Origin of the sequence: Bacillus sp. SIMBA_031, assembly GCF_046535225.1 — a bacterium.
GTDB lineage: Bacteria > Bacillota > Bacilli > Bacillales > Bacillaceae > Bacillus > Bacillus velezensis.
Genome location: NZ_JAWRXC010000001.1, coordinates 1,129,294 through 1,152,254, shown reverse-complemented (window position 1 = coordinate 1,152,254; position 22,961 = coordinate 1,129,294). Strand labels below are relative to the sequence as shown.

The following is a 22,961-nucleotide window of genomic DNA, read 5'->3' as shown; positions in this document are numbered from 1 at the left end:
TTATAGAAGAAACTGGCGGCAGCTTTCGATCTGATCTTATATTGATATATTGATATTTTGTCGAAAAAACAATTTTTATGTAGAATAAAGCATTTTTCACAAAGAAAAAAGGTTTTCTGTAAAAGAATTAACCCTCTTGCCAAAATACGACTGATGGTGTAGGATATAAGAGAAGCTACATTGTTCGTATTGTTAATTAAGTTTTAACCTTTAAGCTGTAATAGGGAGTTTTATATCGAAGCCGGAATGTCATGCCTCCATTGCAGAGGACGACAGGAACGCTTCTGCAAACACCCACTTTGAGGAGTGGTGGTTTAAAACTTTCTTACTTGCGTACGGCATACGTAGCGAAAGCCATTTCCCTTGTGGAGATGGCTTTTTATTTTGCATTGCCCTTGAGCAGCGTACTTTATCAGTATGATAAAATAAAAGAATCAAAGACAAAGTGAGGTTTTACAACATATGCTGGATAAAGCCCAATCCCTTCTGGCGCATTATTTTGGCTACGACAGTCTTCGCGCGGGCCAAAAGCAGGCGATACAATCAGTTGCAGAGGAGAGAAAAAACACGGTCTGCATTATGCCGACGGGGGGCGGAAAATCAATCTGCTATCAGATTCCCGCACTGCTGTTTGAAGGAACCACAATCGTTATTTCCCCTCTTATTTCCTTAATGAAAGATCAAGTCGACGCGCTTGAAGAAGCGGGTATCGCGGCAGCTTATATTAACAGCACCCAGACAAGCCGTGACATTCATGAGCGCCTGACCGGTTTGAAACAAGGGGCTTACCGGCTCTTTTACATCACACCGGAGCGTTTGACTTCTTCTGAATTCATTCACATCCTGCAGAATATTACGGTTCCTCTTGTCGCCATTGACGAAGCTCACTGTATATCGCAATGGGGACATGATTTCAGGCCGAGTTACCGGAATATCGAAATCCTTTTTAATGAATTAAAAGAACCGCCCGTCATCATCGCATTAACGGCGACGGCTACGCCTGAGGTTCATGATGACATCTGCAAGCAGCTTCATATTAAGAAAGAACAAACTGTATATACCGGTTTTGCCAGAGAGAATTTAACGTTTAAAGTAGTAAAGGGCGAAAACAAAGACCGGTTTATCGAGCGGTATCTGGAAAAAAATAAACACGAAGCCGGCATTATATATACAGCGACAAGAAAAGAAACCGACCGTTTATATGAGAAATTAAAACGCAGCGGCATCAATGCCGGCCGTTATCACGGCGGATTGGCGGATGATGACAGAAAAGATCAGCAGGAGCGGTTTCTTAACGATCAGATACAAGTGATGGTAGCTACGTCCGCTTTCGGAATGGGAATCGATAAGAGCAACATCAGATTCGTTTTACACGCGCAGATTCCGAAAGATATGGAGAGCTATTACCAGGAAGCCGGACGGGCCGGGCGCGATGGTCTTAACAGCGAGTGTGTGCTCTTGTTTTCGCCGCAGGATATTATGGTGCAGCGTTTTTTAATAGACCAATCGGCCGCCGGAGAAGAAAAACAAAAGCAGGATCTCAAAAAACTGAGACAGATGGTGGATTACTGTCATACGGAAGATTGCCTGCAGCGGTTTATTCTGAAGTATTTCGGCGAGAATGAGGCGGCAGCTTGCGGAGCATGCGGCAATTGCACTGATACAAGGACCGCCCATGACGTCACAAAAGAAGCGCAGATGGTATTTTCATGCATTATCAGAATGAATGAGCGCTTCGGAAAAACGATGGTGGCGCAGGTGCTTAGCGGGTCTAAAAATAAAAAAGTGCTGGAAAACGGCTTCAGCAGCCTGTCCACTTACGGCATTATGAAGCATCAATCCGCAGCGGAAATCAGTGATTTTATCGAATTTCTTATTTCAGATGAATATATCAGAATGGCGGACGGCACATTTCCGACGCTTATGGTCACCCAAAAAGGCAGGGACGTTTTGCTTGGAAAAAGCGCAGTCGCGAGAAAAGAAGCCTTACAGGCCGCCGCCGTTACTGAAAATGATGAATTATTTGAGCTTCTCCGGCGTCTCCGCAAAGAGATTGCAGCTGAACAGGGTGTGCCTCCATTTGTCGTGTTCTCAGATCAGACGTTAAAAGAAATGTCGGCGAAACTTCCGAAAACGGATCAGGATCTTCTTTCCGTAAAAGGGGTCGGGGAACAAAAAAGATTGAAATACGGAGCGGTTTTTTTAGAAGAAATCCGAAATTATGTAAGAGAAACAGAGTGAAAAAAAGTTTTTTTAGAAATTTGCACATTGTGTTTTTCATTGGCGCCGGAAAAATCAGAAGCTTGAAAACCCTTGCTGTATCAAGGTTTCAGCAAGACTTACCAAGCGAGAGAAATGTTTCATGTAAAGGAACTGTAATCTAATTCAAATCGTTTTGTTATTGAACTGACATTTTCATATGTTACGATATCACCTGTTAGCCGCCAATAAAAAGCTAACAAGGGAGGATTTACTTATGAAGAAGACGATTATGTCCTTTGTCGCAGTTGCAGCAATTTCAACAACTGCATTTGGAGCTCACGCTTCTGCTAAAGAAATCACGGTGCAAAAGGGTGACACGCTCTGGGGGATCTCGCAAAAAAACGGAGTGAACCTAAAGGACTTAAAAGAATGGAATCAGTTATCTTCTGATTTAATCATTGAAGGAGAGAAACTGACTATTTCTTCAGTAGAAACAACCACATCTGGGCAGTACACAGTGAAGCAGGGCGACAGCCTCTGGAAAATTGCTCAGAAATTCGGAACATCAGTCGGCAATCTGAAAAGCTTGAATAACTTGCAATCAGATATAATTTACGCAGGCACAACGTTAAATGTGAAAGGTCAGGCTCAGGCTGCACAGTCGGCTCAAGAAGCCAGCCAGCCGCAAACTGAACAAAAACCAGCTGCCGAGACAGAACAGCCGAAACAAGAAGCTGTCAAAAACGAGCAGCCGAAACAAGAACCTGTTCAAGAACAACAACCTAAACAAGAAGCGAAGGCTGTCGAAGCAAAACAGCAGCCTGTTCAATCAAATACAAACCAACAAGAGCCTAAAAAGCAGCTGACAATGACTGCAACTGCTTACTCTGCTAACGACGGCGGCATTTCCGGTGTAACGGCAACCGGTGTTGACTTAAACAAAAACCCTGATGCAAAAGTCATCGCGGTAGACCCTAGTGTCATTCCGCTTGGCTCTAAGGTTTATGTTGAAGGTTACGGAGTGGCAACAGCAGCAGATACAGGCGGCGCAATTAAAGGAAATAAAATTGACGTATTTGTTGCAAAGAAAAGTGACGCTAACAACTGGGGCGTCAGAACAGTAAATGTTAAAGTATTAGACTAGTTTCATATAGAGATGAAGAACACAAGGCGAAATGCTTTGTGTTCTTTTTTTCTTCCCTTTTTTGACTGTATATAATCGTTATATGCGGAAAAAGAAAAAGCGTTTCTCTAATATAATAAGGAATGGATGTGAAAACGGAATCTGAAGGGGTGTATGAAACTGATGGAGCCGGAATTTATATGTTTATGGAATGCCTTCACAGAATCACCGGTGTTTCAAGCAGGTATATGCACCGCTTTCGCCATTGTGCTCGTTATCGGACTGTCTATGCCTGCTGTCAGGCTGTTTCAGGCGCTTGACAGAGGAAGAGGAAGGCCAGCCGTTATTGAAAAGGTGAGACGTACTGGCGTGATGAAGAATGGCAGGCACGAGCTTGTGCTTATTTTAAACGTAAAAAACCAAGACGGAACGCATGATAAACGTGAACTGACACACGCCGTATATAATGAAGAGATCAGCCGTTTTTATGAAGGAGCTTCCGTATGGGTGACGGCAGCGGCTGGCGGACGAATGATGATCGCTCCGCGCACGCCGCGGCATAAGGCGTCAAAATAAAAAGACGGGGCGGTTTTCCCGTCTTTATGTATTAATGCCGATCGATCCATATCCGTCCGCCTTCTGAGCCGGCTTCTATCCTGCATGTTCCTCCGATCGGGAATGTCATCAAAGGGGAGGTATGGCCGAAATCAGCATTTGCGATAACAGGCATGGATGACAGTTCTTCTTTTGTACGGATGACGGCACGCAGAGCCTCCTCAGACACATTTGAAGCATGCTGGAAACGTCCGATGACAATTCCCTTCACGGCTGAAAAAGCGGGTAGATGGATGAGTGACTGCAAATCCCGGTCAAACATATGAATGTCCGACATATGATCATCTTCTATAAACAGAATCACTTGTTCCATCTCCGGAAAGTATTCGGTGCCCTGCAGAAGATTCAGCGTGCATAGATTTCCTCCGATCAGTGTTCCTTCCGCATATCCGGGTTGAATAACGAGCGGTCCCGGATTCCGATAAAAACGTCTGTCCTCCTGGTTCAAATACCATTTATCATCACTCCACTCGGATGAAGGCTTTACCTCATACGGGTTGTCAGAAGCACAGCAGGCCAGGAAAGAGTTAATTGTATAGTCCAGCCCTTTTTTCATGGCAAATGAAGAAAAATGGGGACCGGAATATGTAATAAGGCCGGTTTTTTGATATATGGCATGGCCGAGAGCGGTAATATCTGAATAGCCGCAAAGGATTTTCGGATGCCGCTTGATGTTTTCATAATCAAGATAGCGGAGCAGCTGATTTGATTGGAACCCGCCGAGTGTCGTCAAAATCGCTTTGATGTCAGGATCAGCGAAAGCCTCGTGCAGATCCCGTACACGCGATTCAATGGATGATGAATCAAATTCATTTATTTCTTTCGCATTCTCTGAAAAAGAGACACAAAAGCCCAGCTCCTCCAATTTTGTCTTCGCGGCATTTATATTTTCATCTGACATAACGGACATGCTTGTGGCCGGAGACACAATACGAATGCCGTCACCTTTTTTCAATTTTTCCGGATACAAAAAAAACCCTCCTTAAATGGTTTAATCTATTACACCATATTAACGAGGGTTTATCTATCATTTTTTACAGGTCGACCCATTTAATGCCGCCTGATTGCGTATCATTGTCAATCCAGACATCAAAGTGATGCTTTTCATAAAAATGAATGAGTCTGTCGACATGATCCCAATCACGCTTAGCGATGTCGCCCGTCACTTTCGGGATATTCTGCTCTCTGGCGATATGTTTTAAAAATTTCATGCAGATCGAGCCGTAGCCGTGGTTCGGCGGGCCTTTAATGTCCCCGATATGAATGGCATTGTCATAATAAGAGGCGATCAGTGAAAAACAGCCTCTTCCCCGGTAGGCTGACTCACAGTCAGTCAGCATAATCTTACATGTTTGGCCATCATCAATCGAGGAAACAATGATCCAATCGTCATTGTTCGATTGATCAATACCAAGCACTCGCGCGTCTTTTGATACATCTATCAGATTTTCCCGCATTCTGAAAATCTGAAATTCAAGTTTATGAAGCTCTTTTTCCAGCTCTTTCTGATCTCTTTCTTCTGCAGTAAACAAAATCATACTCCTTTCACAGCGTAAAAGTCTTAGTCAAACACAAGTATCCATTGTAGTAAATGATGTCTTGGTTTGTAAATAGGTTTTGCAAAAACTTTTTTAGAAAAGTCTGCCGTTTATATGTGGATTAACGTTTTTAAGGCGGTGCGGATAGGGAAAGGAACAGTGAGCAGCGGAAAAAGGAGGAATCTATAATGGCAATTGACTCACTCATCGGCAAATTGAAGTACGTAATGACGGAATCTCCTGATAAAATGCTTTCCTTATATGTAAATACGGATATGAGAAATCCGGATCAGCAGGGGGGAGAGTGGAAAATCGCCTTGAAAACCGGTTTTCGGAGATTAAAAGAGTATCTGTCTGTAAGTGATCCGGAAGAAGAAAAATCTCTCGTCCACATCATGGAACGTGTCTATCAATATATCGATGGGCTTGGTAAAGAGATGCCGCGCAGTCTCGTATTTTTTGCATCGGGAGAAGGCGGTATCTGGGAGACGATTGAATTGCAGGTGCCTGTCGAAACACGATTTTATTGGGAAGAAACGGCTGTCCTTGATCAATTAGAACTTCTCCGTGAACAATTTCCGAGCACGGCTTTTATTCTCACCCAGCAGAATGAAGTGAAGATCATAGAAACCGTACTCGGAAAAATTGAAGGGGTGGAGCATTATCAATACGACGTCATCAATGAATCGTGGAAACCGCAGGATGTAAGCGGAAACTCCGCATCGATGGACGAGGACGCGGCCAAAGCCCACGTCGAAGAAAACCAAAACAGGCTGTATAAACGATTGGCTTCGAACCTTGATCAGAAGGCCGCTTCACACCAATGGGAGCGTCTCGTAATCGCAGGGGACAAAGAAACAGCCGATATTCTCGATCAGCACATGAATAAACCGATTGATCGGATCATTCCAAAAAATCTGTTGAATGAAAACGAACATAAGGTGATAGAAGAACTGTTGAAGGAAGCATGATATGACGAAAGGCCGGGTCTCAAACACCCGGTCTTTTTAGGGCTTAAGTTTGTCTAATTTCTGACGAAGCGGGCGAAACCGTTGACATCAAAGCTGAATTCTCATACCATTTGGATAGTCAGTAAAATTGAGAGAGGTCATAAGATGAATCAGACAGAAAACAAACCTAAAAGTTATACCGGTATCGTGCTGACATTGACCGTTCTGATCAACGGGTTAATTGCGGTGCTGTTTTTTATGCCGAAGTCGGGACAGGTCAGCATTGCCAATATTCATATTCTGCCGATGTTAAATGCCATTTTTAACAGCTTTACTTTTATCTTTTTGCTGGCAGCGCTCTTTATGATTAAGCAAAAAAATATTCAAGCGCATAAACGCTTTATTTTGGCGGCGTTTACGACGACTTTGCTGTTTTTGATCTGCTATGTCGTGTACCACTCGATAGCTGAGAATACTTTATTCGGCGGTCACGGCATCATGCGCGGGATTTACTTCTTTATTTTAATTACGCATATTTGCCTTTCCTTCATCATCGTGCCGCTTGCGCTGTTTACGCTGATCAGAGGATTCAGTATGCAGGTGGAGCGCCACAAAAAAATCGCGAGATGGACGATGCCTCTCTGGCTGTATGTCAGTCTGACGGGTGTCATTGTATACTTAATGATCTCGCCGTATTATTAAAAAAAGCCGTGCTCTGCGCGGCTTTTTTTCTGTTGATTGAAAAAAGGCGCCTCATACAGGGCGCCTTTTACTCTTCAAGCGTTTCAAGTGTTGTTACATTTAAGGATTGTTCAACGGTTTTTGTTTTTGCTTTTACTTTTTCTGCGTACGTGTAATCACCATAGCAGTAGGGATAACGGAAATTGTCTTTGTTCCCTCCGCAAGTGTAAAGTTTCGGATTCTTTTTGACCTGCTGCTCGGAGTATTGTTTTGCCAGTTCCTCAGTATGTGATCCTCCATGTTCAGCCACAAAATCAATATAGCCGGCTCCCATGTTGTAGCTTTGTATAATCGTATCCAAGTCTACGCCTTTTTTCTTGCCTGTTTGGTACATGAGAGTGAATTGTTTGATTCCCTGTTTGATACTGGTTTGAGGGCTTTTAATCTCATTTCGCTTTAAACCCAGAGATTCTGAAGACTGCATGGGATCATTTCCTCTTCCTTTTGACTCTTGATATATCATGCCGAGTACAAGCGATGTATATTTGGTGAGTCCTTTTTCATCCAGCTCGTCTTCAACAAGCGGTTTGTAATCTGTCAGCCGTTCAAGCACGATCGGCTTGACATCAAACGGAAGACTTTTGAGCCATTCATTATTTGAAAATAACAGAATGAGGAAGAAGGAAACCATGACAAAAACACATATCATCATAAGACCCGCGGCAGCGAAACAGCCTTTTTTCTTTTTCTCCACTGTGTTTCACCCTCAATTTCAGGAGCATTATGACTTTTTCATTATGACACAGATGAATGGGCGAAACCAAGCGGAAACCCGTATTTGAAACATAAATTTAAAATAACGGTTCTTTTGTCAGGCGCAGGATGTATCTGCATCAATTGACATTTGGTATAATTGGGCTACTTGAGAAAAGAAGGGTGAGGTATATGACTGAATTTCACGAATCCGGAAACACAAATGACCCCGCTGTCGATTTAGATGAGGAAACTTTATTTTTGGTTGCCCAGACTTTTAAGGCGCTGTCTGATCCGACCAGAATCAGAATTCTCCACTTGCTGTCACAGGGTGAGCACGCGGTAAATGATATCGCAGAAAAGCTGAATTTGCTGCAGTCTACTGTTTCTCATCAGCTGCGTTTTCTTAAAAATCTGCGCCTCGTCAAATCACGCAGAGAAGGAACATCCATCTATTATTCTCCTGAGGATGAACATGTGTTAGATGTGCTTCAGCAAATGATTCACCATACGCGGCACGATTAAAAAACATCCCTGCTTTTGAGACAGGGATGTCAGCCGTACTGACTGTTATTGGTTTGGTCTCTGCTCGTTTTTAAAACATAAAAAGAGAAGCCGCTGTAATAAACTGCGATGAAATAAAAAATACTGATGGTCAGCGGATCGGCCCCGACCGTTTGGCTGTATGCCTCCGGATGGGTAAAGTCCGCTGTGACCCGGTAAATTTCAATAACGCGATAAACAAATCTCGATAGGAATAACGTTAATAGAATAAGTTCAATCCACAGGTGAGTGCGAAAATACATTTTTCCGCGGCGTTCTTCAAAAGAAATGTTCCGTTTAGCAAACACGACCAGGAGCCAGCCGCAAAAAGTGCCGAATATAAGATGGCCGTATAAAGCCGGGTGTGTGATGCTGAAAAACGCCAGAGCTGCGGCCAGCAATGAAAACAAAATCATTCTTGTATAAAGCCAGCGGGGTTTCAAAGGCTGAAAGCCGACGGACCGTTTCACCTTTTTATACAGAAAAAAGGCAATCATTAAGACAGGGCAGATGCTTTGAAGTGTGATATGCATGGTGTGGAACTCCCCCTCCGTTGAGTAGTGTATGCTTATCCGGCTGGTTTTAGTAGTGTGATTTATTCGCAGGCTGAAAGCATCTTTTATCACATTATGCACGTTTCTTTTTTTGGCATAAGAGAATCGCCCGCGCCTTTTTTAGGATTTAAACATAAAACTCTTGAAAAACTAACGGTATTAGTTATAATAAAACTAATGATATTAGTTTTAGGGGGATGTTGATGAGAATCTTACAATACGGAACCGTTTGGCAGCTGACTTTTTTTCCCGCGCTTTTCCCGGTGAATTGTTATTTGGTTGAAGAAGAAGAAGGAGTAACCCTGATTGACGCCGGACTGCCTAACAGTCATAAAGGAATCAAACAAGCATTGCGGCAGCTTGGGAAGCCGCTGAATGACATATTACTCACCCACGCGCACGGGGATCACATCGGTTCGCTTGACTCATTAGCTGCGGAATTTCCGGATGCTTCCGTCTGTATTTCTGAGCGGGATTCTTTCTTGCTGAAAGGTGACACTTCATTATTTGAGCATGAAGCACAAACGCCGATAAAGGGGGGAGTGCCGAAAAATGTTCAGACCGAACCTGATCGCCTGCTGAAAGGCGGCGAGCAGATCGGATCTTTACTTGTAATTCCCGCTCCCGGTCATACGCCGGGAAGCCTTGCTTTTAAAGATATGAGAAATGATATGCTGATCGTCGGAGATGCCTTTCAAGTACGGGGCGGCCTTGCTGTTTCAGGGAAGCTGAAATGGAAATTTCCGTTTCCGGCTTTTGCTACGTGGAATAAAGAAGAAGCTGTAAAAACAGCAAGAACGCTTATCGCTCATCAACCAAGCAGTCTGGCCGCCGGACATGGAAATGTTCTCTGCAATCCCGTTGAAATGATGGCTGAGGCTGCTGAGGAAGCCGAACGAAGCCTGCCGGGAGGCCGATCATAATGTCACCGAGAGTCGGAATGAGTCTTGACATGATATTGAGAGCCGCAGCAGGCATCGCTGACGAAAAAGGGCTGAACGAAGTGACGCTTGCGGCTGTTGCAAAGTCCTTAAACGTAAAACCGCCTTCCCTTTACAATTTTGTCAATGGCCTTCAAGGAATTAAAACAGAGCTGGCTGTCTCCGGTTTAACTATGTTATATGAAAAAATGGCGGCCTCTGCAGAAGGACTGACGGGTGAAACGGCTTTGCTCAGTCTTGCCGATGCCTATATCACTTTCGCCGAAGCCAATCCCGGATTATATGACGCAACATTTCAAAAGATAAAAGACGGCCGGATTGAGAATCTGTCAAGCCTGCTTGTAGAGCTTGTTGTCAGGCAGCTGACAGCTAACGGTTATGCACAGTCTGACACTGCGATTCATGCTGCGAGAGGACTGAGGAGCCTTCTTCACGGATTTGCCGTGTTGAGAAAACAGAGTGCATTTGAATTAACCGAATCAATTAAGGAAAGCCGGAAGTTTGCAGTTGTTGCTTTCCTAAGAGGTTTGCAGATTAGGGGTCAATAATATTATTATGTAAACTAAATAAAAGACGCATCATGTAAAAAGGAGGGACAAATGGATTCATTACAACATATCATTTGTGAGCGGCGCACCTATTCACATATTTTTGATTCTCATGCACACACATACTGCCAAATGCTCTTTCCGCTCGAAGGACAGCTGGACTTGGAGACAGAAAGACGTAAAATCAGATTAAAACCTGATCAAATGCTGTATATTCCGCCCGGGCATGAACATCGGTTCCGTTCTTTGGAGCGAAATGAATGTCTCGTTCTCGACATACCGGCATATTTTTTCAAAAGTTCCTTTGACCCCGGCGTTCTGAATAAGCTTGATCCTTTTTGGACATCGATTCGGTTTCTGCTGACAGAAGAGACAAAGCAGCAGTCGGCTCATTCATTGAGTCTGCTTGCAGAATATATTGCTGAAAAGATACAAGAAAACCGTACGAATGATTCAATTGCGTATATCCGCCGAAATCTATCAAAGACTTTTACAATTAAAGAGCTTGCCGCAATGGAACATTACCACCCGGCGTATTATTCCGACTGGTTTAAAAAGCAGACGGGGAAAAGCCCGCAAGCTTATATTGCTGAGCTCCGTATGAAGAAAGCGGAACAAATGCTTATTGAAACAAAATGCCGGCTGACAGACATCAGCCAGGAGGTCGGCTTTCAAAATTTGTCTTCCTTTACCAGATGGTTTGTCAGACATAAGGGAATAACGCCGCGCGTCTTCCGAAACACCTTTCAATCTGATAAATAATTCTGAAAATCGGTTAAATAAACTGCTTCTTTTTTTGGTATGATGAGTGTAAAAAAGGAGTTTTTGATATGGCAGTCATCGAAGATTTTATTAAGCTTGATCTCAGAATAGGAACGGTCGTAAAAGCGGAAGTATTCCCGGAAGCAAAGGTGCCGGCTATTAAGATGACAATAGATTTCGGCGAAGAGATCGGCATAAAACAATCAAGCGCCCAGATTACAAAACGGTACGAACCGGGTGATCTGACGGGCAGACAGGTTACCGCTATTGTCAACTTTCCGCCGCGGCGGATCGCCGGATTTAAGTCAGAAGTTCTCGTTCTCGGCGGCATCCCGGAAAAAGGAGACGTTGTCCTGCTTACGCCAGAGCAGACAGTACCGAACGGAACGAAAATCGGATAATAAAAAAAGACGTTTGCAGAAGCAAACGTCTTTTGCGTATTGAGGCGATACACCACACGCCACATTCGTGTGTGCCGCAAGGGCATGTGCATCGACTTACACAATTCAGCTCATCGCTATATCAATATAGCATGGTGGGTGCGGAAATGCAAGAGATTTTTTAATATATGTTATATCTGGCTTTGTTTTGCCGATCCCCGATCTTTCGTGTAAGGTTTTGTTTGAAATTTTATGATCTTGAATAAAGCAGTTCGACAAATGCAAAGAAAATCCCGGATGGAACGAGAAAGCCGTTTACTGGTCAAGAAATAAACCTTCCTTGGTTAAATAAAGAAAAGTATGGTGCCTTTGAGGTTAAGGGCAAGGTAAAAACAAAGTGAAAAGTTAAAGACATAAGCCGCAGAGTGTATACTATGAAAGATATTGATATGAACCAAAAAACAGAATTTGGCGTAACAAATCTTCAGCTTATGAAAAACGGTAATGCTCCTTATGCAAAAGATGGCACACAGATTAATTTACATCACTTGATTCAAGAAGAACCTGGCCCAATGCTTGAAATCCCAAACAGTTTACATACAAAATATAGTGATGTTATTCATAAGCTTAAGACTGATGGTGAAAGTTTTAGAAATGATAAGGTTTTAAAAGCACAATATGAAAGCTTTCGAAAGAGATATTGGGAGTGGAGAGCGAAACAATTTGAGAATGAGAATTGAGGTGTTTAAATTAAATGATTTATTCAAAGGTTGAAAACTTTATTAATGAAAACAAGCAAAATGCTATATTCACAGAGGGTGCAAGCCATGAAAACATAACTCGCATTGAAGAAATCCTCCAATGCGAACTTCCTATTAGCTATAAATGGTTCTTAGAAAAATACGGTGCTGGTGGTTTATTCGGGGTTTTGGTTTTAGGCTATAACTTCGATCATGCGTCAGTTGCAGATAAAACTAAAGAATATAAACAACATTATGGACTTGCTGATGGTTTTGTTGTCATAGAAGATGTTGATTTCTTTGCTTACTGTCTAGATACTAATAAAATGATAGACGGAGAATGCCCTGTAGTGGAATGGGATAGGATAATTGGCTATCAAGATATCGTTGCAGAAAGCTTTATCGAATTTTTTTATAATAAGATTCAGGAAGCGAAAGATGACTGGGAAGAAGATGAAGACTGGGACGATTAATAAAAGAAAGCTCTCTTTTAGAGAGCTTTTTTCAGATTTTCAATTTTTAACAGGCTTTATAATGAGCAAACAGGCATTACTCAAAATACTCGCCGCGCCTATCCAAAGCAGCCATTGTGTTGCGGTCAGCCATGAGGCAGTTAGGATAAAGAGTCCAATGGCAATTGATATATAATTGCCGGCTTGGTCCAATTTACGTTTGCGATGAATTTTATATTTGGCATGAGAAATAAATTGATCAATTTTATCTTTCAGCTCATAGCATTTTTCCTTCATTTTATCCTCTGTTTCTTTTACTTTTCGATAAAGCATATTATTCATCGTCTGCACTCCCATATCGCCGTTTTGAAAATTCAGCCATGATTTTTTCTTCATAGTCATCTAAGATGAATTGTGCCTGATCTTCAACTTTCAAATGTGCTTTTTCTTCAAAACCATCCTGTTCTTCACCATCAAAACGATAAAGTTTTTGCAATAGCCTCCAGAATGTTTCAATTTCATCAGTTGTGAAGTCATGAAACATATCCGCTAAAAAATAGGTGGATTTTTCTGAACAGGAAATTAACGCTTTTTTTCCTTCAGCGGTAATCTCAATATTGATTGCACGTTTATCCAGTTTGCTTGGCACGGTGTGAACATATCCTTTTTTCGCGAGGCTTGAAATTAATTTGTTAGCGGTTTGTTTTGTTGTGCCCAGCTTTTTAGCGATATTCATAAGTGTGGTATCTTCCGTCGGTAAATGGGCAATAGCAATAAGAGTCATGTGCTGTCGGGAAGTTAGAATTTCTAAGTATTCATCCCCCCGAGTCTGCACTTTATTGACAACCGAAAATAATGATGCGTAACTTTGCTGCATAACATGCAGTTCCTTCATTAATAATTTAATATCCATAAGTTATCTCCCATCTGAATTGTCACCATGTTGACAGTTACAATATACATCAGAAAGGGAAATAAGTCAACATGGTGACTAATAGGGACGGGTACAGGCAGTCGGAGTGTTTACAGAAGGGGAAATAAGTATAATAAATGCGAAAAGGGCATTAATCTAAAGTGGGAAGGTGTTTGACATGCAGAAAGTGAACTGGTCAGAACAGTATGAATGGTTCAATAAACAAGATGAAAAAGACGGGCGTTTAATGGCGCTCCTTCGTCATGAGCTTACATATGAGGAAGTCATACGGTTATATATGAAAGGGTTTTATTTGCAATCTAAAGAAGGGGATGTTTCGTTACGTAAGAACGATATCTGTCGTATGTTTGGGGTTGAAGAGAGGCAGGGCGGCAAATCTTAATGAACGGGAAGAGAAAAACTCTTCCCGCTTTTCATGGCAGCTGTTATTGTTTTTCCAGCATAGAAGTCAACATTCTCTTAATGCCGTCTTCTGCACATACCGCTTTCCGTTTCTCGTGATATGCGGAATGTCAGAGGTGTCAGGCACGATTTGTTTCGCTTCTTCCTTGGTTACTCCTAAATAATAACCAATATAATAGTGTAAATCTTTTTCTTTAATGTGAATGTGGTCAGTGTGTTCATGAGGATCAGGTGAGTTAAAGTTTTCAATCCGTCTCCGATGAAATATCCGGCTAAAGCGATTCCAATGCCGGTAATATATCCAAACCTCCAATAAACGTTATCATTTTTTATATGGTGAAGCCGGCCGAAGGATTCAGCCTTCAGCAAAACCGCCGGGCGTTTATTGCGGACGGTTTTGATTGCTGAGCTTTTCCACCTGCACCTTTCCGGAGAAGAAAACAGCGCCTCCGCCCATATCCGCCAGCCGATCGGGCGTGAGCGAATTGACGAGCTGTTTTTTATCATCCATATCGGCCCAAAGACCTTGGCTGACTGCAACGCCGGGAAGCACCTGTTCGCCGACCGAAGCTGTTAATTCACACTCGCCGCGGTGATTCCAAACTCTAACGGTTTCCCCGTCTTCGATGTTCCGGCGTACAGCATCCTCTGTATGAATAAAAAGCTTTGGCGCTTTTTCCAGTTTTACGTGTTTTTCATTATTCGAAAATGTTGAATTTAAAAAATTATGATTCGGTCCCGGGACAAATAAAAGAGGAAAATCGTCATCGCTCTCAAGAGGGATATGTGTCGGCAGCGCGGGATAACCGTCCTGTTTCATCTTTTCCGAATATAATTCAATTCTTCCGCTCGGTGTCTTGAGCTTTCCCGGAAAAAGCGGTTTTTTCCGTTTGGCTTTCATGAAGGAATGGCGTGAGAGCGCTTCGTAATCAATATCCTCGATATACGGATTGTCGGGAAAGTCCAGCGCCTGTCTGATCAATTCTTCATCGGAATCCTGAAGCTCCTGCTCGGTAAATCCCATTGCCCCGGCAAGCAAACGGAACACTTCCGTATTCGATTTGCTGTCCCCGTAGGGCTCGATCACCGGTTTTTGCAGCTGAATAAAATGATGCCAGTAAGACGTGTAAAAATCCGTGTTTTCAAAAGCGGATGCAGCAGGGAGCACGATATCCGCATATTTGGCAGTTTCAGTTAAAAACAGATCGTGAACGACTGTAAATAAATCCTCCCGCAGCAGGCCTTTTCTGACTTTATTCGCTTCCGGCGCAACCACTGCGGGATTCGTACCGTAAATAAACAGGGAGCGCACGGGCGGTTTTGTTTCTAAAAGAACGCTTCCGAGCCTGTTCATATTAAATGATCGTGGCTTCCTGCCGTAAAGCAGATCAGGCCGCTGGAGCGCTTGTCTGTTATAGTTTAATACCGCGCTGTTGTGCTTGATTGCGCCTCCTCCGGTGTTGAGCCACTGTCCTGTAACAGCCGGAAGGCAGGCGACGGTGCGGACGATCATTCCGCCATTGTCATGGTGCTGAATGCCGTTTCCGATCCTGATAAGGGAAGGGGAGGTTTCCCCGTACATTCTCGCAAGGCGTCTGATATCGTCGGCTTTAACGCCTGTAATAGCAGAAACTGTTTCCGGATCATAGTGTTTAACATGCGCTTTTAATTCGTCACTGCCTTCGGTGTATTCTGTGAGAAATGCTTCATCGTGAAGGTTTTCGTCGAATAAGACATGCATGATACCGAGAGCGAGTGCGGCATCTGTGCCGGGGCGAATGGGAATAAACCAATCGGCAAGGCGGCCGGTTTGGTTCTTATGTACATCGATAACGACAATTTTAGCTCCTTTTTTCCGGGCTTTTTGAGCAATCATGACTTGGTGCATATTCGTGCTGACGGCATTGATTCCCCAAAAAATAAAGAGCTTTGCATGTATGGTCTCCTCCGGATCAGTACCCGCTCCTTCACCCATTGTATAGTTATAGCCTTCAGAACCGGCTTTGCTGCAAATCGTCCGTTCGAGATGACTCGCTCCGAGACGATGGAAAAAACGGCGGTCCATTCCCTCTGCCGCCAGTTTTCCCATATTGCCGTAAAAGCTGTACGGAAGAATGCTTTCCGCTCCTTCTTCGGCAATAAGCTCTTTCCAGCGCGCACTGATCGTATTGATCGCTTCCTCCCAGGAAATAGGCGCAAACGCGGCTTCACCTTTTTTACCGATCCGTTTTAACGGAACGGTTACGCGCTTCTCATCATAAATACGCTCAGCCATGTGTCTGACTTTGTTGCAAATATTCCCTGATGTGACCGGGTGATCGGGGTCTCCCTGAATGTTAACGATTTTTCCGTCTTTTTTTGTCACAAGCAAGCCGCATTGATCGGGACAGTCTAGTGAGCATACCGACTTAAAGACCCCGTTCGGCTGTGTTGCAGCAGAATTCATAGCCCATTTCTCCTCTTTGTTTATATTGTAAGCATTATAACATTTCAAAATCGAACGTCAATTCAGAAAAAAGTGTTGACATCACGGAAAGACTTTTCTATGATGAGTTTATTCTTTTAAACAGCCTGACAATTTCATCATTTTATTTTCTATCCAGAGAGGTGGAGGGACTGGCCCTACGAAACCTCGGCAACATTTATTGTGCCAATTCCAGCAAGCGTATGCTTGAAAGATAGGAAAGAATGATCTATACATATTTGTGCGCTTCAAGCGGATAAAGACGGTATATGAATCTCTTTCCTTCTTTGGGGAAAGAGATTTTTTTTATGAAAAAATAAATGTGAAAAGGATGTTTTGCACCATGACGGTTTTAATTACCGCGCCATATCACGACGAGGGGCTGAAGGAGCTGACTGAGCTGTTCGGCCGAACTGTGCACCGGCCGTGGAAGAAGCACGGCCGGGCCTATCGGGAAGATGAATTAATCCGAATGATTCAAGAGACAAACGCGTCGGGGCTTATTACTGAACTTGATGAGGTGTCTGAGCGTGTTATTGACATATTGCCGGATTCCGCTTTTATCGGTGTCTGCAGAGGAATGCCGTCTAATGTGGATATTGCGGCGGCGACTAAGAGAAAAATCCCCGTTTTCTTTACACCGGCCCGCAATGCCCAGGCCGTTGCTGAAATGTTTATCGGAAATGTGATTTCATTTTTGCGTCATATGTATTCTTCCCATCAGTGGCTGAAGGACGGGAAGTGGAATGGTGATTATTTGCAGGCTTACGTCAAATTCAGAGGAAATGAGCTGACGGGGAAAACAGTCGGCCTTATCGGTTTCGGAGCTGTCGGACAGAGAATCGCCCGGCTATTGGCCGCTTTTGACTGCAAGGTGCTTTACTATGACCCATTTGTCCGTCATGAAAACCAGGAGTATGAAAAAACGACGATTGAACGGGTATTTTCTGAAAGTGATATTGTTTCCGTTCACTTGCCGCGCACAGAAGAAACCATCGGCCTTATCGGCGCCCGGCACTTTCAATTGATGAAACAGGAAGCTGTTTTTGTCAATACGTCAAGAGCGGCGGTTACAGACAGGGAAGAGCTGCTGCGGGTGCTGAAAGAACGGCGGATTAAGGGAGCGATCATTGACGTGTTTTATCACGAACCGCCTGAATCTTCTGATTATGAATTGATCTCTTTGCCGAATGTGTTAGCGACTCCCCATTTAGCGGGCGCAACATTTGAAGTGGAAGATCATCATGTGAAGATTTTAAATGAAGCGCTTTTCAAATGGAAACAAGATCAAACCTGTTCAATACGTGAACTTTATAACAAAAGAGAACTTGAAACGGAAGGAGGAGGCTGTAATGGCTGAACAAAAAGGCTACCTTGTATTTGACATCGGAACGGGGAATGCGCGAGTCGCGGTCGTGACTGCCGGCGGCGAAGTGACCGCGCTTGAAAGGGAAGACATTGAATATGTGACGGATCCGCTTTATCCGGACGGACGATATTTCTCACCGGAAGGGTTATGGAAGCAAATCAGCGCTATGGCAAGGAAGGTTATTGGCAAAAGCCCTCATATTACATTAATCGGAATCACCTCAACAAGCCAGAGGCAGGGAATTGTTCTGATCAATAAAGATAAAAAGGCATTTCTCGGTCTGCCCAACATTGATAACAGAGGGCGTGAATGGGAAGACGGGATTGAGGCAAAAGAAGAAGTGCATCAGCAAACCGGACGTCTTCCGAGCGCTTTATTTTCCGCCATGAAACTTGTCGGATTAAAAGCTAGACAGCCGTCTTTATGGAAAGAAGTGAAGTACATCACAAGCATCAGTGACTGGGTGACATTTGAGCTGAGCGGTATTTTAAGCTATGAACCGTCACAGGCTGCTGAAACACTGCTGTTTGACGTAAGGAAAAAGGCGTGGTCAGAGACATTATGCAACATCTTCGGTGTGCCTTCTGCCATTCTTCCTTCACTCGTCCGATCTGGGACGGTTGTCGGAATGTTAACGTTTAAGAAAACGGCGGTTCTCGGTCTTTCTGAAAGAGTGCCTGTGATTGCAGGCGGGGGAGACACACAGCTTGCCATCAAAAGTGCAGATGCAAAGCCGGGAGATATCGTCATCGTATCCGGCACGACGACGCCGATTATAAAGATAACAGCTGAGACCGGAACCGAAAGTTTAAAGAATGCATGGCTGAATTGCCATACAGAAGAAGGTCAATGGCTCCTTGAAACGAATCCGGGTGTAACAGGACTCAATTATCAAAAATTAAAATCCATTTTTTATCCGAATGAATCCTACGGCGTCATGGAACGGGAAATCGCAAGTCTGCCGAAACATGATCATGCTTGTATTTCTGCGTTAGGCTCCTATTTATCGCCAGAGAAAAACGCACTGGCAAAAGGCGGATTTATTTTTGACGCCCCGCTGTCCCAAAACTTAAGCAGAGCCCATTTTGTCAAAGCCGCACTGCTGGAAATCGCTTTTTCAATCAAATGGAACTATGAGGCGTTAACAGAGGTGGCTTCCTTTTCACAAGATTATGTGAAGGTGTGCGGCGGCGGTTTCCAAAGTGATGCTTTGACGCAGTTTCTTGCTAACCTTCTCCAAAAGAAAATCTATAAGAGAGAGGGGTTCAGCCAGGCATCCGCAATGGGAGCGGCGATGATTTGCAACGAAGCTCTCGGTGTGAAAGCAGAGCTTTCGAGCCGCACAAAGGTAATTGAGCCGGAAGCGGATCAGACGGATCTCTTCCTATATGAAGAATGGAAATATACGCAAAAATTATTTACTCATTTTCAGCCGGCGGTGAAAGCCTGACTTGGGGATGAGATGACAACATGAAAGATTGCTGAGGAGGAACAAAAATGCTTAATAAGATAGGGATTCCGAAACAGCTCGCCTGGGGATTTTTAGGGGTCGTGCTGTTTATGATGGGGGACGGCCTTGAACAAGGCTGGCTCAGCCCGTTTTTAGTTGAAAACGGCTTGACGGTACAGCAATCAGCATCCCTGTTTACGGTTTACGGTATTTCTCTCGCTGTGGCGTCTTGGTTTTCAGGGGTCTGCCTCGAAGCCTTCGGCGCAAAGCGGACGATGTTTATGGGGCTGTTGTTTTACGTTATCGGAACAGCCGCGTTTATCGCATACGGATTTGAAAATCTTAATTTGCCGGTGATGTATGTCACGTATTTTATTAAAGGGCTGGGTTATCCGCTGTTTGCCTATTCATTTTTGACATGGGTGATTTACCGGTCGCCGAAAAACAGGCTCAGTACGGCGGTCGGCTGGTTCTGGATTGCATATTGCTGCGGGATGTTTGTATTCGGTGCTTGGTATTCAAGCTGGGCCATCAAATCCTTCGGCTATTTGAATACACTGTGGAGTTCAATTTTCTGGGTCTGCCTCGGCGCGTTTTTTGCTTTGATTTTAAATAGGGACCGCTTTGAAAAGAAAAAGGCAGATAAGCGGGAAAAGGCGCAGGAATTAATGAAGGGAATCACCATCCTTGCTGAAAATCCGCGCGTGCTCTCTGGGGGGATCATTCGGATCATTAACAGCATTGGTACATACGGATTTCCGGTATTTCTTCCGATGCATATGGCGCAGCACGGCATTTCTACAAATGTATGGCTTCAAATTTGGGGAACGATCTTTCTCGGAAATATCGTTTTTAACTTAATCTTCGGCGCAGTCGGTGATGCCTTCGGCTGGAAAAAGACTGTCATGTGGTTCGGAGGAGTAGGCTGCGGCATTTTTACTCTTTTATTATATTATGCTCCTGTTGTATCACATGGGAACTTGCTTTTCGTCAGCATTGTCGGTTTTATATGGGGAGGGCTCCTCGCCGGGTTCGTTCCGATCGGGGCTATCGTGCCGACGGCGGCCGGCAGCGATAAAGGTGCTGCCATGTCTGTGTTAAATCTGGCTGCGGGCCTGTCGGCATTTGTCGGCCCCGCGCTTGCCTGGGCGTTCATCGGGCTTGTCGGCGCACAAGGCGTTGTATGGATTTTCGCAGCGCTCTATTTCGTAAGTGCAATCTTGACAAATCAAATCAAAATACCTGAAGAGAAAACGGCAAAACACAATAAAGCATTGCCTGAATACGCTTCTTAACAGCAGCGCCCCGAAAATTCGGGGCGTTTTTTTACAGCTGCTGAAGAAACCCGGCAAAGCGCTGAATTTGTTCACGGAACGATTGTTTGTTTTCGTGAAATTGTTTGAAACGATGTCCGTTTGCTCCGGACGGATGCGGGAAACCTTCCAGAATGACCGCATGACTCATTCTGCCGTTCTTCTTCAGCATGCGGCAGGCTGATTCTGCTGCTTTGCCGAGAGGGATAAGCAGAATGTCCTTTTCCATCATTTCTATTTCATCCGGAAAGCATTTCAGCGCGTAACGGCTGAGAAGAGCTGACCTGCTGATTGCCGGCCGATGTCCCGTATAGTTTTTCTGTTTATAAAAAACAGGGTGTTTGATAACGGACGTTGTATGAAGAAGCTCTCGTTTTGAATCAAATAACCGGGATGAATCCTCAACGTGAAGCGCGGCCGGCAGACCGCATTCATTAAGCATTTCGATGATGTTCTGTCTCATTGAACCGGAAAGTCCGGCCGCTTTTTTTGTTTCATACGCTATCGTTTCAAGCGTTTCGCCATCTTTTAAAAGCTGTGCCGCTTTTTTGTAAGCCAGCTGCATTTGAAAAAAACCGGGTGTGATTCCGGAAATGGCAACGACTGCATAAGGGTTAATATATTCATTATGAGGTGAATAATACAAATCCAGATCTCCGTCCTTGGCTAAATGGAAAGCCGGAGTCAGCAAATCCGATTTTGTAAACCCTCCCGAATATGATAGTGCTTTAAGCTGCTGCAAAAAATGCGCAAGCCGCTCACGATCGCAAATCATGTTATGCCTCCTTGAATCCGCCAGTTTCTCTTAGTGTCATCAAAAACGTCGGATGACATGCAGGCTCATACATCACTTTTACCGGCGTTCCAGAGCATCTTCAGGACGTGAGGCGTTCCTTTAACTTCAGCCGCCGTCGTTTGCACGGCTGTTTTTTTGGTGAGAAAATCTTCCTGCAGTTCTTTCTGCTTTTGCGATAACAGAACGGTTTCTGTTTTGATTTCATCAACGGCTGTCTGCATGGACGCTGTCGCGGCGTTAATCTTCTTTATATCAGGCGCTGTGTTTCTTTTAAAACGCACGGCGGATACGGCTGCATAAATTAATGCGGCAGCCGCAACGGCAGCACTGATATACAAAATGATGATCATCTGCTTTTCACTCCTTTTTTTCAGTTGATACCCTTTACGGATCGTGTTGAATCATTTTATTTGCTAATTGTTTTTTTTCTGCTTATAATGTGAAATCGTACATAAGGACATTCAGAAAGGGTGAAAGACGTGGAAAGCTTACAAAACAAAACGGCTCTTATCACGGGTGCGGGCAGAGGAATCGGCCGCGCCGCCGCTATCGCTTTAGCCAAAGAAGGAGTCAATATCGGTTTAATCGGCCGCACAGAAGCAAATGTCGAAAAGGTTGCGGAAGAAGTGAAAGCCCTTGGTGTAAAGGCATCATTCGCTGCTGCCGATGTAAAAAACCAAAAAGAGGTTGAGCAAGCCGTCTCCTCTATTAAAGAAGAACTCGGTGAGATTGACATCTTGATTAACAATGCCGGAATCAGCAAATTCGGCGGATTTTTGGATCTTACGCCTGAAGAGTGGGAAGACATCATTCAAGTGAATGTAATGGGTGTATACCACGTGACACGCGCCGTTCTTCCTGAAATGATTGAGAGAAAATCAGGAGATATCATTAATATTTCTTCTACGGCGGGCCAAAGAGGCGCCGCGACGACAAGTGCGTACAGCGCTTCTAAATTTGCCGTTCTCGGTCTGACTGAATCTCTCATGCAGGAAGTCAGAAAACACAACATCCGTGTCAGCGCAATGACTCCGAGCACGGTTGCCAGCGACATGTCTATTGAATTAAATCTGACAGACGGCAATCCGGAAAAAGTCATGCAGCCTGAGGATCTTGCAGAATATATGGTTGCTCAATTGAAATTACATCCGCGCATTTTCATCAAAACTGCCGGTTTGTGGTCAACGAATCCTTAAACAAGAGGGGACCTGTCTTCACGACGGGTCTTTTTTGTTTCCGCAAACCCGAATAAATAGGCATAAAAATCCGTTTTTACAGAAAAAAGAGTGAAAAAGAAACCGATATCAGCTATAATTAAACTAAATAAACTATGTACCAAATGTTCATTAAAATTATTTTTCCCCGCCTCCCAAAAAACAAATCTATACAAACCAAACTGTCCGAACGATAAAAGGGAAAACGGAATATAAAGAGAATATCTAGTGCATGGA

The 22,961-nt window shown here is 43.9% G+C and carries 25 protein-coding genes, 1 other RNA gene, 2 pseudogenes and 1 riboswitch; of the genes and pseudogenes, 18 read left to right on the top strand and 10 right to left on the bottom strand.

Annotated elements, in window-relative coordinates; all coding sequences use genetic code 11:
- Positions 1-169: 169 nt before the first annotated feature.
- The 4 genes from ssrS (at position 170) to SB724_RS05135 (ending at position 3,901) form a co-directional block, all read left to right on the top strand.
- A non-coding RNA gene (gene ssrS, locus SB724_RS05150) (6S RNA) lies at positions 170-355 on the top strand.
- Between the two features lie 107 nt (positions 356-462).
- Positions 463-2,241 carry a DNA helicase RecQ gene (gene recQ / locus SB724_RS05145; protein WP_410570348.1) on the top strand — a complete coding sequence of 593 codons (1,779 nt, stop codon included), beginning with the start codon at positions 463-465 and terminating at the stop codon, positions 2,239-2,241.
- Between the two features lie 235 nt (positions 2,242-2,476).
- Positions 2,477-3,346, top strand: a complete 870-nt coding sequence (locus SB724_RS05140) for a LysM peptidoglycan-binding domain-containing protein (protein WP_265971578.1) — start codon at positions 2,477-2,479, stop codon at positions 3,344-3,346.
- Between the two features lie 162 nt (positions 3,347-3,508).
- Positions 3,509-3,901 (top strand): hypothetical protein, encoded by a 393-nt coding sequence (locus SB724_RS05135; RefSeq protein ID WP_053573311.1) that lies wholly within the window; start codon positions 3,509-3,511, stop codon positions 3,899-3,901.
- Between the two features lie 31 nt (positions 3,902-3,932).
- On the opposite strand, the gene SB724_RS05130 is transcribed toward SB724_RS05135, so the two are convergent.
- Entirely contained in the window at positions 3,933-4,910 is a 978-nt protein-coding gene (locus SB724_RS05130; RefSeq protein ID WP_044802229.1) for a S66 family peptidase, read from the bottom strand.
- A 64-nt stretch (positions 4,911-4,974) separates the two neighbouring features.
- Complete coding sequence (locus SB724_RS05125) at positions 4,975-5,478, bottom strand: GNAT family protein (RefSeq protein WP_007611949.1); 504 nt, start codon at positions 5,476-5,478, stop codon at positions 4,975-4,977.
- A 188-nt stretch (positions 5,479-5,666) separates the two neighbouring features.
- Between SB724_RS05125 and SB724_RS05120 the strand changes: the two genes are divergently transcribed.
- Positions 5,667-6,449 (top strand): VLRF1 family aeRF1-type release factor, encoded by a 783-nt coding sequence (locus SB724_RS05120; RefSeq protein ID WP_410570345.1) that lies wholly within the window; start codon positions 5,667-5,669, stop codon positions 6,447-6,449.
- A gap of 144 nt (positions 6,450-6,593) precedes the next feature.
- Positions 6,594-7,130 (top strand): DUF420 domain-containing protein, encoded by a 537-nt coding sequence (locus SB724_RS05115; RefSeq protein WP_007611945.1) that lies wholly within the window; start codon positions 6,594-6,596, stop codon positions 7,128-7,130.
- A 67-nt stretch (positions 7,131-7,197) separates the two neighbouring features.
- On the opposite strand, the gene SB724_RS05110 is transcribed toward SB724_RS05115, so the two are convergent.
- Positions 7,198-7,863 carry a lysozyme family protein gene (locus tag SB724_RS05110; RefSeq protein WP_410570343.1) on the bottom strand — a complete coding sequence of 222 codons (666 nt, stop codon included), beginning with the start codon at positions 7,861-7,863 and terminating at the stop codon, positions 7,198-7,200.
- A gap of 191 nt (positions 7,864-8,054) precedes the next feature.
- Here SB724_RS05110 and czrA point away from each other — a divergent pair, with 191 nt between their 5' ends.
- Entirely contained in the window at positions 8,055-8,387 is a 333-nt protein-coding gene (gene czrA / locus SB724_RS05105) for a Zn(II)-responsive metalloregulatory transcriptional repressor CzrA (protein ID WP_007407993.1), read from the top strand.
- 29 nt (positions 8,388-8,416) lie between these two features.
- Here czrA and SB724_RS05100 read toward each other — a convergent pair whose 3' ends face one another.
- Positions 8,417-8,938: a CcdC protein domain-containing protein gene (locus SB724_RS05100; RefSeq protein WP_410570341.1), complete on the bottom strand. Its 522-nt coding sequence runs from the start codon at positions 8,936-8,938 to the stop codon at positions 8,417-8,419.
- Between the two features lie 224 nt (positions 8,939-9,162).
- Here SB724_RS05100 and SB724_RS05095 point away from each other — a divergent pair, with 224 nt between their 5' ends.
- The 6 genes and pseudogenes from SB724_RS05095 to SB724_RS05070 all read left to right on the top strand — a co-directional run bounded on the left by SB724_RS05095 (position 9,163) and on the right by SB724_RS05070 (position 12,803).
- Entirely contained in the window at positions 9,163-9,882 is a 720-nt protein-coding gene (locus SB724_RS05095; protein WP_410570339.1) for an MBL fold metallo-hydrolase, read from the top strand.
- Positions 9,882-10,448 (top strand): TetR/AcrR family transcriptional regulator, encoded by a 567-nt coding sequence (locus SB724_RS05090; RefSeq protein ID WP_410570337.1) that lies wholly within the window; start codon positions 9,882-9,884, stop codon positions 10,446-10,448. Before SB724_RS05095 ends, SB724_RS05090 begins: the two co-directional genes overlap by 1 nt.
- 51 nt (positions 10,449-10,499) lie before the next feature.
- On the top strand, positions 10,500-11,210 hold the full coding sequence (locus SB724_RS05085) for an AraC family transcriptional regulator (RefSeq protein WP_045207696.1): 711 nt from the start codon (positions 10,500-10,502) through the stop codon (positions 11,208-11,210).
- Between the two features lie 68 nt (positions 11,211-11,278).
- Positions 11,279-11,611, top strand: a complete 333-nt coding sequence (csaA, locus tag SB724_RS05080; RefSeq protein WP_015417613.1) for a chaperone CsaA — start codon at positions 11,279-11,281, stop codon at positions 11,609-11,611.
- 254 nt (positions 11,612-11,865) lie between these two features.
- Positions 11,866-12,330 (top strand): annotated as a pseudogene (locus SB724_RS05075) (HNH/ENDO VII family nuclease); the annotation flags it as partial.
- A 14-nt stretch (positions 12,331-12,344) separates the two neighbouring features.
- Positions 12,345-12,803, top strand: coding sequence for an SMI1/KNR4 family protein (locus SB724_RS05070; RefSeq protein WP_410570334.1), 459 nt, complete (start codon positions 12,345-12,347; stop codon positions 12,801-12,803).
- Between the two features lie 39 nt (positions 12,804-12,842).
- On the opposite strand, the gene SB724_RS05065 is transcribed toward SB724_RS05070, so the two are convergent.
- Positions 12,843-13,124 (bottom strand): hypothetical protein, encoded by a 282-nt coding sequence (locus SB724_RS05065; RefSeq protein ID WP_410570332.1) that lies wholly within the window; start codon positions 13,122-13,124, stop codon positions 12,843-12,845.
- On the bottom strand, positions 13,117-13,695 hold the full coding sequence (locus SB724_RS05060; RefSeq protein WP_410570330.1) for a MarR family winged helix-turn-helix transcriptional regulator: 579 nt from the start codon (positions 13,693-13,695) through the stop codon (positions 13,117-13,119). The genes SB724_RS05065 and SB724_RS05060 overlap by 8 nt, the downstream gene beginning before the upstream one ends.
- A gap of 178 nt (positions 13,696-13,873) precedes the next feature.
- On the opposite strand from SB724_RS05060, the gene SB724_RS05055 reads away from it, so the two are divergent.
- Positions 13,874-14,098, top strand: coding sequence for a hypothetical protein (locus tag SB724_RS05055; protein WP_045207689.1), 225 nt, complete (start codon positions 13,874-13,876; stop codon positions 14,096-14,098).
- Between the two features lie 43 nt (positions 14,099-14,141).
- On the opposite strand, the pseudogene SB724_RS05050 reads toward SB724_RS05055, so the two are convergent.
- Positions 14,142-14,415 (bottom strand): annotated as a pseudogene (locus SB724_RS05050) (hypothetical protein).
- Between the two features lie 85 nt (positions 14,416-14,500).
- A complete protein-coding gene (locus tag SB724_RS05045; protein ID WP_017417949.1) occupies positions 14,501-16,564 on the bottom strand; it encodes a molybdopterin oxidoreductase family protein in 2,064 nt (687 codons plus the stop codon).
- A 146-nt stretch (positions 16,565-16,710) separates the two neighbouring features.
- Positions 16,711-16,803, top strand: a riboswitch (SAM riboswitch).
- Between the two features lie 122 nt (positions 16,804-16,925).
- On the opposite strand from SB724_RS05045, the gene SB724_RS05040 reads away from it, so the two are divergent.
- Genes SB724_RS05040 through SB724_RS05030 form a run of 3 tightly spaced genes read left to right on the top strand, consistent with a single transcriptional unit; the run spans position 16,926 to position 20,696 of the window.
- Positions 16,926-17,942, top strand: coding sequence for a 2-hydroxyacid dehydrogenase (locus SB724_RS05040; RefSeq protein WP_410570327.1), 1,017 nt, complete (start codon positions 16,926-16,928; stop codon positions 17,940-17,942).
- On the top strand, positions 17,935-19,401 hold the full coding sequence (locus SB724_RS05035) for an FGGY-family carbohydrate kinase (protein ID WP_410570325.1): 1,467 nt from the start codon (positions 17,935-17,937) through the stop codon (positions 19,399-19,401). Before SB724_RS05040 ends, SB724_RS05035 begins: the two co-directional genes overlap by 8 nt.
- A gap of 47 nt (positions 19,402-19,448) precedes the next feature.
- The gene (locus tag SB724_RS05030; RefSeq protein ID WP_007407341.1) at positions 19,449-20,696 is read left to right on the top strand and encodes an RbtT/DalT/CsbX family MFS transporter; all 1,248 of its coding nucleotides are present in this window, start codon (positions 19,449-19,451) and stop codon (positions 20,694-20,696) included.
- A 31-nt stretch (positions 20,697-20,727) separates the two neighbouring features.
- On the opposite strand, the gene SB724_RS05025 is transcribed toward SB724_RS05030, so the two are convergent.
- Together SB724_RS05025 and SB724_RS05020 are read right to left on the bottom strand one after the other, a co-directional pair.
- Positions 20,728-21,489 (bottom strand): hypothetical protein, encoded by a 762-nt coding sequence (locus SB724_RS05025; RefSeq protein ID WP_410570322.1) that lies wholly within the window; start codon positions 21,487-21,489, stop codon positions 20,728-20,730.
- A gap of 65 nt (positions 21,490-21,554) precedes the next feature.
- Positions 21,555-21,860 carry a hypothetical protein gene (locus SB724_RS05020; protein ID WP_410570320.1) on the bottom strand — a complete coding sequence of 102 codons (306 nt, stop codon included), beginning with the start codon at positions 21,858-21,860 and terminating at the stop codon, positions 21,555-21,557.
- Positions 21,861-21,989: 129 nt separating this feature from the next.
- Here SB724_RS05020 and SB724_RS05015 point away from each other — a divergent pair, with 129 nt between their 5' ends.
- A complete protein-coding gene (locus SB724_RS05015) occupies positions 21,990-22,706 on the top strand; it encodes a 3-ketoacyl-ACP reductase (protein WP_410570318.1) in 717 nt (238 codons plus the stop codon).
- Positions 22,707-22,961 lie beyond the last annotated feature (255 nt).

Coding starts and splice junctions, on each gene's coding strand:
- recQ (WP_410570348.1), top strand. CDS start 463: ATGCTGGATAAAGCCCAATCCCTTCTGGCGCATTATTTTGGCTACGAC.
- SB724_RS05140 (WP_265971578.1), top strand. CDS start 2,477: ATGAAGAAGACGATTATGTCCTTTGTCGCAGTTGCAGCAATTTCAACA.
- SB724_RS05135 (WP_053573311.1), top strand. CDS start 3,509: ATGGAGCCGGAATTTATATGTTTATGGAATGCCTTCACAGAATCACCG.
- SB724_RS05125 (WP_007611949.1), bottom strand. CDS start 5,478: ATGATTTTGTTTACTGCAGAAGAAAGAGATCAGAAAGAGCTGGAAAAA.
- SB724_RS05120 (WP_410570345.1), top strand. CDS start 5,667: ATGGCAATTGACTCACTCATCGGCAAATTGAAGTACGTAATGACGGAA.
- SB724_RS05115 (WP_007611945.1), top strand. CDS start 6,594: ATGAATCAGACAGAAAACAAACCTAAAAGTTATACCGGTATCGTGCTG.
- czrA (WP_007407993.1), top strand. CDS start 8,055: ATGACTGAATTTCACGAATCCGGAAACACAAATGACCCCGCTGTCGAT.
- SB724_RS05100 (WP_410570341.1), bottom strand. CDS start 8,938: ATGCATATCACACTTCAAAGCATCTGCCCTGTCTTAATGATTGCCTTT.
- SB724_RS05095 (WP_410570339.1), top strand. CDS start 9,163: ATGAGAATCTTACAATACGGAACCGTTTGGCAGCTGACTTTTTTTCCC.
- SB724_RS05090 (WP_410570337.1), top strand. CDS start 9,882: ATGTCACCGAGAGTCGGAATGAGTCTTGACATGATATTGAGAGCCGCA.
- SB724_RS05085 (WP_045207696.1), top strand. CDS start 10,500: ATGGATTCATTACAACATATCATTTGTGAGCGGCGCACCTATTCACAT.
- csaA (WP_015417613.1), top strand. CDS start 11,279: ATGGCAGTCATCGAAGATTTTATTAAGCTTGATCTCAGAATAGGAACG.
- SB724_RS05070 (WP_410570334.1), top strand. CDS start 12,345: ATGATTTATTCAAAGGTTGAAAACTTTATTAATGAAAACAAGCAAAAT.
- SB724_RS05065 (WP_410570332.1), bottom strand. CDS start 13,124: ATGAATAATATGCTTTATCGAAAAGTAAAAGAAACAGAGGATAAAATG.
- SB724_RS05060 (WP_410570330.1), bottom strand. CDS start 13,695: ATGGATATTAAATTATTAATGAAGGAACTGCATGTTATGCAGCAAAGT.
- SB724_RS05055 (WP_045207689.1), top strand. CDS start 13,874: ATGCAGAAAGTGAACTGGTCAGAACAGTATGAATGGTTCAATAAACAA.
- SB724_RS05045 (WP_017417949.1), bottom strand. CDS start 16,564: ATGAATTCTGCTGCAACACAGCCGAACGGGGTCTTTAAGTCGGTATGC.
- SB724_RS05040 (WP_410570327.1), top strand. CDS start 16,926: ATGACGGTTTTAATTACCGCGCCATATCACGACGAGGGGCTGAAGGAG.
- SB724_RS05035 (WP_410570325.1), top strand. CDS start 17,935: ATGGCTGAACAAAAAGGCTACCTTGTATTTGACATCGGAACGGGGAAT.
- SB724_RS05030 (WP_007407341.1), top strand. CDS start 19,449: ATGCTTAATAAGATAGGGATTCCGAAACAGCTCGCCTGGGGATTTTTA.
- SB724_RS05025 (WP_410570322.1), bottom strand. CDS start 21,489: ATGATTTGCGATCGTGAGCGGCTTGCGCATTTTTTGCAGCAGCTTAAA.
- SB724_RS05020 (WP_410570320.1), bottom strand. CDS start 21,860: ATGATCATCATTTTGTATATCAGTGCTGCCGTTGCGGCTGCCGCATTA.